This window comes from Rouxiella sp. WC2420 (genome assembly GCF_041200025.1).
Taxonomy (GTDB): Bacteria; Pseudomonadota; Gammaproteobacteria; order Enterobacterales; family Enterobacteriaceae; genus Rouxiella.
Genome location: NZ_CP165628.1, coordinates 869640 through 882367 on the forward strand (window position 1 = coordinate 869640; position 12728 = coordinate 882367).

Annotated in this window: 12 protein-coding genes; 6 read left to right on the plus strand and 6 right to left on the minus strand. The window is 51.3% G+C overall.

The genetic code is table 11. The features are described 5' to 3' along the window. Nucleotide 1: 1 nt before the first annotated feature. From AB3G37_RS04130 to AB3G37_RS04140, 3 genes are all read right to left on the minus strand, one after another. Nucleotides 2-988 carry an ABC transporter permease gene (locus AB3G37_RS04130; RefSeq protein ID WP_369789789.1) on the minus strand — a complete coding sequence of 329 codons (987 nt, stop codon included), beginning with the start codon at nucleotides 986-988 and terminating at the stop codon, nucleotides 2-4. Next, on the minus strand, nucleotides 981-2522 hold the full coding sequence (locus AB3G37_RS04135) for a sugar ABC transporter ATP-binding protein (protein WP_369789790.1): 1542 nt from the start codon (nucleotides 2520-2522) through the stop codon (nucleotides 981-983). The genes AB3G37_RS04130 and AB3G37_RS04135 overlap by 8 nt, the downstream gene beginning before the upstream one ends. A 119-nt stretch (nucleotides 2523-2641) precedes the next feature. Continuing rightward, nucleotides 2642-3628, minus strand: a complete 987-nt coding sequence (locus tag AB3G37_RS04140; RefSeq protein WP_369789791.1) for an autoinducer 2 ABC transporter substrate-binding protein — start codon at nucleotides 3626-3628, stop codon at nucleotides 2642-2644. A 426-nt stretch (nucleotides 3629-4054) separates the two neighbouring features. Here AB3G37_RS04140 and yghU point away from each other — a divergent pair, with 426 nt between their 5' ends. Then, on the plus strand, nucleotides 4055-4888 hold the full coding sequence (yghU, locus tag AB3G37_RS04145) for a glutathione-dependent disulfide-bond oxidoreductase (protein ID WP_369789792.1): 834 nt from the start codon (nucleotides 4055-4057) through the stop codon (nucleotides 4886-4888). 164 nt (nucleotides 4889-5052) lie between these two features. Here yghU and AB3G37_RS04150 read toward each other — a convergent pair whose 3' ends face one another. Continuing rightward, entirely contained in the window at nucleotides 5053-5757 is a 705-nt protein-coding gene (locus AB3G37_RS04150) for an SDR family NAD(P)-dependent oxidoreductase (protein ID WP_369789793.1), read from the minus strand. A 213-nt stretch (nucleotides 5758-5970) separates the two neighbouring features. Between AB3G37_RS04150 and AB3G37_RS04155 the strand changes: the two genes are divergently transcribed. Next, a complete protein-coding gene (locus tag AB3G37_RS04155; RefSeq protein ID WP_369789794.1) occupies nucleotides 5971-6894 on the plus strand; it encodes a LysR family transcriptional regulator in 924 nt (307 codons plus the stop codon). Here the strand turns inward: AB3G37_RS04155 and AB3G37_RS04160 are convergent. Beyond that, nucleotides 6868-7893, minus strand: coding sequence for a LacI family DNA-binding transcriptional regulator (locus tag AB3G37_RS04160; RefSeq protein WP_369789795.1), 1026 nt, complete (start codon nucleotides 7891-7893; stop codon nucleotides 6868-6870). The genes AB3G37_RS04155 and AB3G37_RS04160 overlap by 27 nt on opposite strands. 215 nt (nucleotides 7894-8108) lie before the next feature. Here AB3G37_RS04160 and AB3G37_RS04165 point away from each other — a divergent pair, with 215 nt between their 5' ends. The 3 genes from AB3G37_RS04165 to AB3G37_RS04175 all read left to right on the plus strand — a co-directional run bounded on the left by AB3G37_RS04165 (nucleotide 8109) and on the right by AB3G37_RS04175 (nucleotide 10226). Further along, nucleotides 8109-8552: a PTS sugar transporter subunit IIA gene (locus AB3G37_RS04165; RefSeq protein ID WP_369789796.1), complete on the plus strand. Its 444-nt coding sequence runs from the start codon at nucleotides 8109-8111 to the stop codon at nucleotides 8550-8552. Nucleotides 8553-8571: 19 nt separating this feature from the next. Further along, nucleotides 8572-8838 carry a PTS sugar transporter subunit IIB gene (locus tag AB3G37_RS04170; RefSeq protein WP_009637133.1) on the plus strand — a complete coding sequence of 89 codons (267 nt, stop codon included), beginning with the start codon at nucleotides 8572-8574 and terminating at the stop codon, nucleotides 8836-8838. Between the two features lie 128 nt (nucleotides 8839-8966). Then, on the plus strand, nucleotides 8967-10226 hold the full coding sequence (locus AB3G37_RS04175; protein ID WP_009637132.1) for a PTS ascorbate transporter subunit IIC: 1260 nt from the start codon (nucleotides 8967-8969) through the stop codon (nucleotides 10224-10226). 14 nt (nucleotides 10227-10240) lie between these two features. On the opposite strand, the gene AB3G37_RS04180 is transcribed toward AB3G37_RS04175, so the two are convergent. Beyond that, nucleotides 10241-11152, minus strand: coding sequence for a LysR family transcriptional regulator (locus tag AB3G37_RS04180; RefSeq protein WP_369789797.1), 912 nt, complete (start codon nucleotides 11150-11152; stop codon nucleotides 10241-10243). Between the two features lie 125 nt (nucleotides 11153-11277). Between AB3G37_RS04180 and AB3G37_RS04185 the strand changes: the two genes are divergently transcribed. Beyond that, the gene (locus AB3G37_RS04185; RefSeq protein ID WP_369789798.1) at nucleotides 11278-12417 is read left to right on the plus strand and encodes a M20 family metallopeptidase; all 1140 of its coding nucleotides are present in this window, start codon (nucleotides 11278-11280) and stop codon (nucleotides 12415-12417) included. Nucleotides 12418-12728 lie beyond the last annotated feature (311 nt).

The following is a 12728-nucleotide window of genomic DNA, read 5'->3' on the forward strand; positions in this document are numbered from 1 at the left end:
GTTAAATACCCTTCGCCAGTTTGCGTTTTTCATTCCACGCGGTGCTGCTGATGCTGACCAGAATGATCACTCCGCTAAACACCTGATGCCAGTAAGAGGAGATCGACAGCAGCGTCAGACCGTTTTGCAGGAAGGCCAGCAGCATTACGCCGAGAATGGTGCCGGTCAGCGAACCGCGACCGCCGGTCATGCTTGTGCCGCCCAATACCACGGCCGCCAGTACTGTTAGCTCAAAGCCCAACAGCGAATTTGGCGCTACCGATTGGGTGATTTGCGCTTGCACCACGGCGGCAATGCCCGCCAGCAGCCCCATAAAACCGTAAACGTAAAAGTGTAATCGCAGAATGTTCAGGCCCAGCCGCGATGCTGCATCGCGATTGCTGCCCATGGCATAGATTTGCCGACCAATACGGGTGCGGTTCATTAGCACGCCAGTGGCGATAATCACCGCCGCCAGGCTGAGCAGCGGCAGCGTCAGGCCGTAATCGTTGCCGTCGGAAGCGGTGAACGAGAACCAGTTTATGCCGTTCATAAACCAGTCGGGGAAGCCGTACAGCCAGGTACCGTCGGTGAAATACACCAGCAGGCCGTAGTAAAGATTTAGCGTCGCAATGGTGATGATGATTGCCGGCACGCGTAACCAATAGACCAGAAAACCGTTGACCAATCCGAGCAACAGCCCGACGCCCATCGCCATCGCGAAAGCAACCGGGAAGCTGCCGCCGTGATGAATGATGTAGCTCGCCATTACATATTGACCAATCGAGGTCATCGCCGGAAACGAAATGTCGATCCCTCCAGCGATCAGCACTACGAACAGGCCGCAGGCTAGAATCCCCAGAATGGCATAGCTGGTGGCGACATCGGTGAGGTTGCCGATGGTCAGAAATTCTTTGGTGCTGATGCTCAGGCCAACCGCCAGTAATAACACCAGCACCCCAAGCCAAAACTCATGATAAGAGAGGGCTTTTGATAAATGGTTACGCATTGATCACCTCCGCAATCTGCTGTTCGCTACACTGGTGCGGCGAGAACTCGGCGACCAGCTCACCTTTGCGCATGACCAACACGCGATGGCTGTTGTAATAGGCCTCCGGGATTTCGTCGCAAATCATCAGCACCGCCATGCCCGACTCGGCAAGATCGCGGGCAATTCGGTAAATCCCTTCTTTATTAGCGATATCAACGCCAACCGTGGGGGAGTCGAGGATCAGAATATGCGGCTCGGTGGCCACCCATTTGGCGATAGCGATGCGCTGTGCGTTACCGCCGGACAGTGTTTTCACCGGCAGTGCACTGTCAGAGACCTTGATATTCAGGTCACGGATCAGATCTTTAACCACCGATTTAGCTTTGCGATGATTCATCAGTCCGCTGGGTTTTTGCAGCTTGTTGAAGATCGAAACCAGTGTGTTGTCGTAGATCGACTGCTCCATGATCAGCCCTTGAGTCAGGCGATCCTCGGAAACATAGGCGATGCCATTGCGAATCGCGTCACGGTTGCTGCGAAAACTCACCGGCTTGCCATTAATGCGGATCTCGCCGCTGTCGGGGCGGGTCATGCCGAACAGGCTGAGGCACAGCTCGGTTCGCCCGGAGCCGAGCAGTCCAACGATTGAGGTGATCTCGCCCTGTCGCAGCGACAGGGAAATATCCTGATATTGCCCGGCGCGGCTAAGGTGACTGACTTCCAGCAGCGGTGTGACATCAGCGGGCGCGCGATGGGGCAGGTGGCTGTAGCTGAAACGCTGGCCTGTCATGAGAAACGCGAGCTCATTGCTGTCAAGTTCGCTGGCTGGATAGGTGCCGACCAGCTTGCCATCTCGCATCACGCTGATTCTATCGGCGACTTCCATGACTTCATCGAGGCGATGGCTGACAAACACTACGCAAATATTGGCCGCTTTAAGCTCGTTCACGACTCGCAACAGGCCATTGACCTCGGTACGCGTCAGCGAGGCGGTGGGTTCATCCATGATAACCAGGCTGGCGTCGGCGGCGATGGCGCGACAGATAGCGACCAGTTGGCGATCGGCGATCGACAGTTTTTCAACTTTGCGATCTGGATCCAGCGCCACGCCAACGCGTTTCATCGCCGCCAGAGCTTTTTGGCGCATTGCGTCTTTATGCACCCAGAAATCGCCGCCGGGTAAATAACGGTGAATGGCAATATTCCCGGCTACCGATAAATTAGGGAATAACGATAAATCCTGATAAATCACCTGAATGCCGTAAAAAGAAGACAGCTGCGGGGTTAGCGAATGGAATAATTTGCCATCCAGCATAATTGCCGCGCCTTTTTCAGGCTGATAAACCCCGGAGATAACTTTAATAATTGTGCTCTTTCCGCAGCCATTTTGCCCGGCCAGACAGTGAACCTCGCCCTTATTCAAAGTCAGAGTGACGTTATCCAGCGCTAATACGCCGGGAAATTTTTTACTGATATGTTCGAGGCTGATTAATGCCTCGGATGAGGAAGCAGAATGACTCTGGCTGGAGTCAAGCGTCGCAATATTATTCATCGACATTTTCCTTACTGCACTGGTGATATATCGATGCGGGTTAGGCATCGATATATTAAATAACCTACTAAAAATAACTAACTGTAATTTTAAAAAACCGTGCCGAAGCGATTATTATTTTAGAAGCCCAGGCTTTTGGCATTATCTGCCGAAACTTCAAGAATACGGTTAAAGCGGATCACGCCGGTATCCATATCGACGTCGGCTTTGCCCAGGCCGTCAATAGTCAGATCTTTGGTGACTGCCTTACCCTGTAGCATTTGATCTGCCAGACTCACCAGCGCGAAACCCGCGTCTTTCGGGTCCCACAGCAGCACTTTTTTGATATCACCGCGAACCAGATACGGCGCGGCCTGCGCTGGCATGGCTATGCCGACGACGGCAACTTTATTCTTGGCGCGTTTTTGCTGAATCGCCTGACCTGCACCAATTGGGCCTAATGAACCAAATCCAATAATCCCTTTCAGATCCGGATAGGCTTTCATTAAGTCGAGAGTAGTGGAATAGGACTTATCAATACTTTCAGCCACCGGCAGGCGCGAGGTGACTTCATGCATATCGGGATATTTTTCTTTTTGATATTTAATCGCGGTATCGGCCCAGGCATTATGCAATGGCACAGTCAGTGAACCGACATAAATAGCGTAGCCTCCTTTACTGTCCATAGCTTTTGCCAGCGCATCCATATTGGCTTGGGCATATTTCTGGCTGTCGATGGTTTCAATATCCCATTGGCCAATTCGCTGGTCGGGAGATTCATTGGTTAATACCACAATTCCGGCCTCACGAGCTTTTTTAAGCACCGGTTCTAATACTTTGGCATCATTTGGCACCACAATAATCGCGTCGACTTTTTTAGCGATCAAATCCTCAATGACTTTTACCTGTTGTGCCGGATCTGGCGTAGAAGCGCCGACTTCATAGGCATTAACGTTTAATTTGGTAGCGGCTTCTTTTACCCCGACTTCCATACGTGTGAACCATGGAATACCGGTGACTTTAGCGACGACGGCAATATCGTAAGGCTTGGCGGCAAAGCTTGGCGTTGAGATCAACATGCATGCTGAAATTACACATGCACTGATTAATGCGTGGTTAAATTTCATGGCTGTACCTTTGTTATGTGTAGGGTGGTTATTTTTTCCACACAGCGAGATTAACAAAGGTCGAACTGGCCCATCGTTTAAAAGTTAACAATATGTGATAAAAGTCCGTAATTGTTATTGTTTATAATAAATAATGTTAATTTATGGTTAAATTTAACTACACATGACGCTAATCCATCCACCAAATCAATGCCATCATGTTAAATGATTAGATATTTAGATCATTAATTTAACTTTAAATTAACAATTGAGCTTGTTTTGCTGCTTCTTGCTGGGCGAAGAATGGCGGCTTTTAAAAATGAATTCGTAAACTGTGAGAACTATCACGCGCCATCGACAGCACTGGCAGAGTATCCGCAGTCAACGGGCCTGGTCTACACTGGGGTAAAGCCGTGCCTTCAATCTAACAAATACAGAGGAAGTGTTATGAGTTATCAACCACCTAAAGTCTGGACCAATAACGAACTTGGCGGCGCATGGGGCAAGCTTAACCGCCCCGTGGCTGGCGCGACTCACGAGAAAACACTGCCCGTCGGCAAACATCCATTGCAGCTCTATTCCCTGGGCACGCCCAACGGCCAGAAAGTGACTATTTTGCTGGAAGAGCTGCTGGCGCTGGGTGTGACAGGGGCGGAGTATGACGCGCATCTGATCCGCATCAACGAGGGCGATCAGTTCTCCTCAGGATTTGTCGATGTTAATCCAAACTCCAAGATCCCGGCGCTGCTTGACGTTTCCGGCGACGAACCGGTGCGAGTGTTTGAATCCGGCGCAATCCTGCTTTATTTGGCCGATAAGTTTGGTTTCTTACTGCCAAAAGATCGCGCCAAGCGCACCGAAGCCCTGAACTGGTTGTTCTGGTTGCAAGGTTCTGCGCCATACGTCGGCGGCGGTTTTGGTCATTTTTATCACTATGCGCCGGAAAAAATCGAATACGCCATTAACCGCTTCACCATGGAAGCCAAGCGCCATCTGGACCTGCTCGACAAGCAGCTGGCCGAGCATCGCTTTATCGCCGGTGACGAATACACAATCGCCGATATTGCTATCTGGCCGTGGTACGGCGCTTTGGTTAAAGGCCTGCTTTACGAGGCGGCAGAGTTTATCGATGCCAAGTCTTACACTAACCTGCTTCGCTGGACCAATGAGATTGAAGCTCGACCAGCAGTCGCGCGTGGACGTATCGTCAACCGCACCTGGGGGGAGAAGCAACTGGCTGAACGCCATGATGCAGCGGATTTTACGGCGCTGGGCCTCTAAGCCTTAATTTAATCACCGCGTGAATAAATGCTTCCTCGGACCTTGAACTGCGAAAGAGTTTTGAACTGCGCAAACAAAGTCTGAGGAGGCATTTTTATTTTCATTTTTCACTCTGCTTTACAGATACCTTCTCAGACCCTCGATTAAACAAAGCAGCGCCGGATTTACCAAGGCACGACTTTCCCCTGATAATCCAGATAATGTAGTCCCGGAACGCCTGAATAGGTCTCGATAGTTTTCACTAGATTTGGAATACTTTCATCAATGGTCAGGCGCGCCTGTGGCCCTCCCATATCGGTTTGCACCCAACCCGGTGCCATCAGCAGCAAGGTACGCGGGTCTTCACTATGGCGGGCGGCGAAGCTGCGCATAAACATATTCAGCGCCGCTTTACTGCCGCGATAAACTTCATAATTGCCGTTGGTATTATTGGTCAGACTGCCCTGACCCGATGACATAATGCCAATTGAACCCGTCGGCGGCACCAAATCTTCAAATTTCTCAACCACTCGCAGCGGGCTGAGTGCGTTGGTCACCATCACGCGAATAAATTCTTCTGTCGAAACATCGGCAATCGTTTCTCCGTCGGCATTTTTAACCCCGGCGTTGACGAACAGCAGGTCAATCTGGCGGTTTCCTAACCTTTCATGCAGCGCATCGACGTCTTGCGGCACCGTGATATCGGCGGTCTCAACCTCAAGCTGCTGCGGCCAGACTTTCTGCAGTTGCAACAGTTTATCTGTTGATAAAGCTCGCCCGGTGGCGATCACTTTCGCGCCATGCTTGAGATATTCTTCCGCCATTGCTAAGCCGAGACCGCGCGAGGCGCCGATAAGCAAAACGGTTTTCTGTACAGAATCTGTTGTCATCTCTATTTCCTCTGGAGGGTTACTTAAGCAGGATTGCTGCCGGTTGAGAAACTTTACGCCTGTCTCAGATAAGGCGGAAGACGCAGCATTTGCATTGATAAGCTGCATAGAGCGCCTTTCAAGTTTTCGGCGAGGGCATTAGTATGGCTCAGGCGCAAAGAGACCAAAATCCGCTTTCTGGCAAAGTGATTTCTCACTTGAAAAGGCAGGCCCATGACTGAACCCGATCTGAATTTACTGATTGCTCTCGCCCCGCTGTTGGCAGAAAGAAGTGTAGCAGGCGCGGCCCGCCGTCTGGGATTAAGTGCCTCGGCGATGAGTCGAACGTTGGGGCGTTTGCGCGAGGCAACCGGCGATCCTTTGCTGGTACGAGCAGGGCGAAATATGGTGTTGACGCCTTACGCCGAGGAGATCCGCGAGCGCACGCATCATATTTTGGCCGAGGCGCGAGCGGTTCTAAGCCCGTCGAAGGCCGAGCTGGATTTAACCACGCTGGACCGCACTTTTACCCTGCGAGCCAATGACGGTTTCGTTGAGGCTTTCGGCGCGGCGCTGATTGCGGCTGCGGTCAAGGCGGCACCGCGCGTGCGACTGCGTTTTGCGCCCAAGCCGGAGAAGAGCGACCGGCCCTTGCGCGAAGGTTTGGTCGATCTCGAAATTGGCGTCTTGGGGGAAATGGGGCCGGAAATCCGCTTGCAGGCACTGTTCAGGGATCGTTTTATTGGTGTCGTGCGTAAAGGGCACACTCTCGAAAATCGTCGGGAAATTACCGCCCAAGATTATGCTGCCTGCGATCACGTTGTCGCGACGCGCAGTGGTAAAGCCAGCGGACCCGTGGATGAAGCGCTGGCAGAGCTGGGGTTGCAGCGCAATATTGCCGCCGTGGTATCGAGCTTTCATTCCGCGCTGGCGGTGGCAAGAGGGTCTGACCTGGTCGCGCTGGTGCCGGCGTCTTTTCTGAACTATCTGTCGGAAGAGGGAACGGCAGCCAGCTTCTACGCCTTTGAATTACCGGTTAAAACGCAAAGTATTACTGTGTCGCAAATGTGGCATCCGCGTTCAGAGGTCGATTCGGCACATCGCTGGTTACGCCAGTTGGTGCACGCAACATTAGTGAACGGCAGTGCTACCACGTAGCATAAGCTGGGTCGGCAATGTGCTGTTCTCTTCCACCTCTTCTCCCTGAATGGCCTGGAGGATCAGTTTGCCGGTCAGCGTGCCCATCTGCTTGTAAGGGATCGCCACGGTAGTCAGTGCCGGTGAGCAAACTTGCGCGATATCGCCGTCGCCCAGACCGGCGATCGCCAGCTGTGCCGGTACTGAAATGCCCTTTTTGTGGCAGGCGGCGATGGCTCCGCTGGCCAGCTCGTCCGACGTACAAATCAGCAGGTCAAGCTCGGGCCAGTTCAGCAAAATTTCGGGCAGCAATTGCTGGCCGGTTTGAACCGTTGGCGGTAAGGAAGTGCTAACCACTCGATGCGGTGACTGGTTTAAAGACAGCATGGCAGAGTGCCAGCCGCTAAGAATTTGTTGCACCATATGATGTTCGTGGGCGGCGCACAGCAGAGCAATGTTGTGAAAGCCTTTCAATGCCAGCGCATTAATCAGCTGCTTGATTGCCAAACCAAAGTTAGTGCCGATATTGATGCCAAGCGGGGTGGCGATAGTGCCGCCGACCTGAACCACCGGAATAGTCGACTTTAGCAACAGATTATTGCTCTCCTCGCTGCTATCGAACTGATACATCACCATCGCGGCAGGGTTGTAAGACAGCATCATTTCAACCAGCCTTGACTCATCGGCGGCGGTAAAATGATCCTCCGCGAGGATCATATTGTAGCCTTTAGGTTTCAATACCTGATGCAGCGCTTCGGAAAACTGCGAACAACCGGGCGTGCTGGTGGAGGGCACCACCAAAGTAATCAGACGTGAGGTTGACGAGGCCAGACTACTGGCGGCCAGATTAGGCACGTAACCGAGTTCGCTGATCGCCGCCTCAATTTTTTCTCTTACCTGCGGCGACACTTTTTCCGGCTCTCTAAGCACGCGCGAAACGGTCATCGTACTGACGCCGGTCATTCTTGCGACGTCGGCCAGAGTACTCTTCCCTGAGTTTCGCCGTTGTTTTGCCTTCATTTTTTCCCCTGTCGTCTGATGCGCAATAGTGCCGCGATCGCCTGGACCTTTTTTACGCCTGTCGGCAATTATAGTCGATAGACTTTATAATTGTTAGCGTTAACATTGTGTTATCGAATTGCGTGTTAGCGCTAACAGCTTTTGCGATTCCCATCACAGAAAACAATCGGATGCATCACATATACTCCTGAAAACGTTTAATCAGTGAGGTTCCCATGCTCGCCAAATGGCTAACAGCAGACCGGGTCAAAATCGTGGAACAGACCGCTGGATGGCGTGATGCTGTCCGGCTATCCGCCGCGCCTTTATTGGCCGCCGGAGCCATTTCTCCCTGCTACGTCGAGGCCATTTTCGCTTCGCACGAGAAGCTGGGTCCTTACTACGTGATCGCGCCGGGGCTGGCGATGCCGCATGCCAGACCGGAAGAGGGGGTGATTACCCCCGGGCTATCATTGCTGTATGTCAAACAAGGCGTGCATTTCGAATCGGAGGAAAACGATCCGGTGTATGTCGTGGTGATGCTGTGCGCCATCAACGGCGAGGAACATCTGGAGATGATTTCACATCTGGCAGAGCTGTTCAGTGATGAAGATGACTTCCAGGCGTTAATTAAGGCCGATACCTATCCGGCACTGAATGCACTAATCCAAAAATACTAATCGACGGTGTGAGAACAAAATGAAAAAGATCCTGATTGTTTGCGGTAACGGTTTGGGCAGTAGCTTTATTGTTGAAATGAACGTCAAGAAAATCATTAAAGAACTGGGAAAAGAGGCTGAAGTTAGCCACACCGATTTAAGCTCGGCCAAGTCTGAAGCCGCGGATATTTATATCGGCTCAAATGAAATTATAGCCAGCCTCGACGACGGAAAACGCACGGTGTTTGGTCTGAATAATTTACTGGATAATGCAAAAATAAAAGAAATCCTAAGCAATAATTTATAACGTTTATAACGATAAATCACTGAACTCTCAGGCTGCCATCCGGCGGCCGCTATGACCCTGTGTCTGAAAGCCGGGCTTAGGAAAAAGAAATTCAGCGGCATAATATTACCGATTATTTGGAGTCTTTTATGCTCAGTTTTATTATTAATGATGTTCTAGGGACACCTGCTATTCTTGTCGGCCTGTTTTCATTAATTGGCCTGTTATTACAGAAGAAATCTTTCTCCGATACGATTTCAGGCACCCTGAAAACGATTATGGGGTTCCTGATTTTAATTGCCGGTGCAGGGGTTATTGCCACCACGCTAACCAGCTTCAGTGAGTTATTTGTTCACTCGTTTAATATTCAAGGCATAGTGCCAAATAACGATGTAGTGTCGGCGATTGCACAGAAAAACTTCGGCACCTCAACCGCGATGATTATGATATTGGGCATGCTGTTCAATATTCTATTTGCGCGACTCACGCCGCTGAAATACATCTTCCTGACCGGGCACCACACGCTTTATATGGCGGCGATGCTGGCGGTTATTTTAGCGACCGGTGGTATGAGCGGTTTCCCGCTGGTACTGACTGGCGCGCTGATCCTCGGTGCGCTGATGGTAATATCGCCAGCCATTCTGCAACCCTTCACCCGTAAAATTACCGGCAGCGACGATTTTGCGCTAGGCCATTTCGGATCAACGGGTTATCTGTGCGCAGCGCTGGTCGGTAAACTTATTGGCAAGGGCAGTCGCTCTACTGAAGAGTTTAAGGTGCCCAAGCATCTGAAATTCCTGCATGACTCATCGATAGCCATTGCGCTGACCATGACAATTCTGTTCATTGTGCTGGTGTTGGTCGCTGGCAAAGAGTTTACCGAAACTCAGGTTAGCGGCGGGCAGAACTATATTATCTTTGCGATTATTCAGGCGATTACCTTCGCTGCGGGCGTATACATCATTTTGGCCGGTGTGCGTATGGTTATTGCCGAGATCGTACCGGCGTTTAAAGGCATTGCCGATAAAGTCGTAAAAGACGCCAAGCCCGCTCTCGACTGCCCGACGGTATTCCCGTTTGCGCCGAACGCGGTGATTATCGGTTTCCTGAGTAGCTTCTGCGCGGGTCTGATTTGTATGTTCTTCTTCCCGATGTTGGGGCTGAGCATTATTGTTCCCGGCTTGGTGCCGCATTTTTTCTGCGGCGCAACCGCGGGAGTTTACGGTAATGCAACCGGCGGGCGTCGCGGAGCTATTGTCGGCGCTTTCGTCAATGGTCTGATTATCTCCTTCCTGCCCGCGATTCTGCTCTCGGTGCTCGGCGGCCTGTCGAATTCAACCACCTTTGGCGATGCCGACTTTGGGGTTGTGGGCATCATTCTCGGCAAGTTGATGAGCGCGTTTCACTAAGTGAATAGGGGGATTCATTCCCCCTTTTGCTGAAAAAAATTCAGCAGCAGTTGCCACAGATGATGCGCCGCTGGAGTAAATCGCCGGTCGGAATTACGCAGCAGGTGGCACTGCGCCTCGCTGGCTATTGGATGGTCGATAGGTACTGCGACCAGAATGTTATGCTCGATGCGTTCGCCCGCCGCCTGGGCGCTCATAAATGAAATCCCCATGCCCGAAATGCTCAGGCTCATGGCGGTTGAAAACAGGTTGCAGCGGTAAGCGGGGGTAAACAAATAGCCCTGACTCTGGAACATTGCGTTCATATGTCGCTGTAAACCAAAAGTTTCGCTCAGCGAGATCAACCGATGCTTGCTCAGTTCCTCGATAGTCACCGTTTTTAATTTTGCGACCGGATGTTGCGGATTGACCACCGCGCAAATCGGCCCCCACGGGAAGCTATGACGTTTCAGTTCTGGGTTGCCAATTGGCCCAAACGCCAGCGCCATATCTGCCTCGCCCTGCACAATAGACGCAAGCGTTTCCTGCATATTGCCCGCCACAATCTCGACAAACACGTTGGGATAAGAGGCGGCAAAAGTCTTCAGCACGTATTCGACAAAAGTATCGACCAGACCCGCGCCAACGCGAATAGTGATCGCACCGCCTTTCATATAGCGCAGATCTTTTAAATGGCGCTCTAGCCGCGTGCGCCGTTCGCGGCTTTCAAAGAAATCATCGGCCAGCAATTTTCCGGCCTCAGTCAACACCACGGTACGGCCTTTACGCTCGAGCAGAGGCAGTTGCAAATTGCGTTCCAGCAGGGAAATTTGGCGACTGATCACTGAGGCGTTGATCCCCAGAATATCCGCGGCTCGACGAATACCGCCCTGAATGCCGACTTCATACAAATAGCTAATTTGTTTTTCGTGAAACAGCTGGCTCATTTTTTGCGCTCGCGAGTGTTGCCCATAGGTCAACAATATAGTTATTGAATGGACATTTAACTAGCCCGTTAGGTTGGTGATAATCGAAATAGACTAATAAACCGTCGCCAACACCAGGAACCTTTATGTCATCTGCATATGATTACCTGCAACAGAACGCCGCGCTGATCCTTGGCGATATTAAACGTCTAGTGCAGGCACAGTCCCCTTCGTTAAATAAAGAGGCAACCGATCTCTGTGGCGAAGTCTTGCAAAGTATTGTCGCCGAGCGCCTCGGCGTTGCGGCAGAGGTTTGCCATCAGGAGATACTTGGCAATCATCTGTCGTTCAACGTCGGTAACGGACCGCAGCTAACCAGCATTCTCGGGCACTTCGACACCGTGTGGGACATTGACGAAATTCCGATGATCGAAAAAGACGGCAAGCTTTACGGGCCGGGCGTGCTGGACATGAAAGCCGGGCTGGTCCAGTCAATCTGGGCTGTGCGCGCACTTCAGCAAACCGGCGGTTTGGCGGCTCACAGTATTCGATTTATTTGTCCATCTGATGAAGAGTTGAGTAGTCCAAGCTCTCGTCAATGGATTGAGCAGCAGGCCAGCGGTTCTTCCCGCGTGTTAGTCGCTGAACCGGCAGTGGCGGAAACCTATGAGGCTAAGATAGCTCGCAAAGGGTCCGGGCGTTTTGAGGTTCACATCACCGGTCGCGCGGCCCATGCCGGGAATAACCCCGAAGAAGGGATTAGTGCGGTGCTTGAGATGGCGCACCAAATTATCTATTTGCAAAGTCTGGGCGCACCTGAAATCGGTACCACCATTAACATCGGTGTCGCAAAAGGCGGGGGCAAGTTAAACGTTGTTGCCGACCATGCCCAGCTCGGCGTTGACTTGCGGGTGACCAATCTGGCTGAAGGGCAGCGCGTGGAGGCGGCAATCAAAGCCTGTGTGCCACACCTTGCTGGCGCGAAAGTTGAAGTCACTGGCGGCATGACGCGCCCGCCGATGGAACAGACACCGCAAAATCTGGCGTTGTTCAAACAGGCGCAGCAGGCAGTAAAACGTCTGGGCATTGATCTCAAGGGTAAATCAGTGGGCGGCGGCAGTGACGGCAATTTTACTTCGGCACTCGGCATTGCCACTCTTGATGGTCTAGGGGCTACCGGCCTGGGAATTCATGCCCGTCATGAACATATTATTGTTGCCGACATCCCTTTACGCGCTGCGTTGATTGCCGAAATTATTCTCGGCGAGGACATGCCGCAAGGATGATCAAATAACGCCTAAATTGCTCTCCAAAGCAGGGCCTTATTTTGGTGCATATCATCCCGAGGTAGTGCGTTGAGATGTGTAATCACTAATATGGCTATTAGGCTTTTTATTACCGTCCTTATTTAATTAGGGGCGGTTTTTCTGTTTTTATTTTATTGCATTCTTAAGTGTTATTTTCTGATTTATTTTTCTTTAGTCATCTAATAATCGATCTTTTAGTTTATTTAGTTATTTAACTGATATTGGCACGGATCCTGCGTTCTCTTAATTAAGTGAAAAAAACCGGCAGATGAAAGGTTAATTATTCGCAA

What these genes read in the sequence shown, in the direction of transcription:
- AB3G37_RS04130 (WP_369789789.1), bottom strand. Translation starts at nt 988, where the DNA reads ATGCGTAACCATTTATCAAAAGCCCTCTCTTATCATGAGTTTTGGCTT.
- AB3G37_RS04135 (WP_369789790.1), bottom strand. Translation starts at nt 2,522, where the DNA reads ATGAATAATATTGCGACGCTTGACTCCAGCCAGAGTCATTCTGCTTCC.
- AB3G37_RS04140 (WP_369789791.1), bottom strand. Translation starts at nt 3,628, where the DNA reads ATGAAATTTAACCACGCATTAATCAGTGCATGTGTAATTTCAGCATGC.
- yghU (WP_369789792.1), top strand. Translation starts at nt 4,055, where the DNA reads ATGAGTTATCAACCACCTAAAGTCTGGACCAATAACGAACTTGGCGGC.
- AB3G37_RS04150 (WP_369789793.1), bottom strand. Translation starts at nt 5,757, where the DNA reads ATGACAACAGATTCTGTACAGAAAACCGTTTTGCTTATCGGCGCCTCG.
- AB3G37_RS04155 (WP_369789794.1), top strand. Translation starts at nt 5,971, where the DNA reads ATGACTGAACCCGATCTGAATTTACTGATTGCTCTCGCCCCGCTGTTG.
- AB3G37_RS04160 (WP_369789795.1), bottom strand. Translation starts at nt 7,893, where the DNA reads ATGAAGGCAAAACAACGGCGAAACTCAGGGAAGAGTACTCTGGCCGAC.
- AB3G37_RS04165 (WP_369789796.1), top strand. Translation starts at nt 8,109, where the DNA reads ATGCTCGCCAAATGGCTAACAGCAGACCGGGTCAAAATCGTGGAACAG.
- AB3G37_RS04170 (WP_009637133.1), top strand. Translation starts at nt 8,572, where the DNA reads ATGAAAAAGATCCTGATTGTTTGCGGTAACGGTTTGGGCAGTAGCTTT.
- AB3G37_RS04175 (WP_009637132.1), top strand. Translation starts at nt 8,967, where the DNA reads ATGCTCAGTTTTATTATTAATGATGTTCTAGGGACACCTGCTATTCTT.
- AB3G37_RS04180 (WP_369789797.1), bottom strand. Translation starts at nt 11,152, where the DNA reads ATGAGCCAGCTGTTTCACGAAAAACAAATTAGCTATTTGTATGAAGTC.
- AB3G37_RS04185 (WP_369789798.1), top strand. Translation starts at nt 11,278, where the DNA reads ATGTCATCTGCATATGATTACCTGCAACAGAACGCCGCGCTGATCCTT.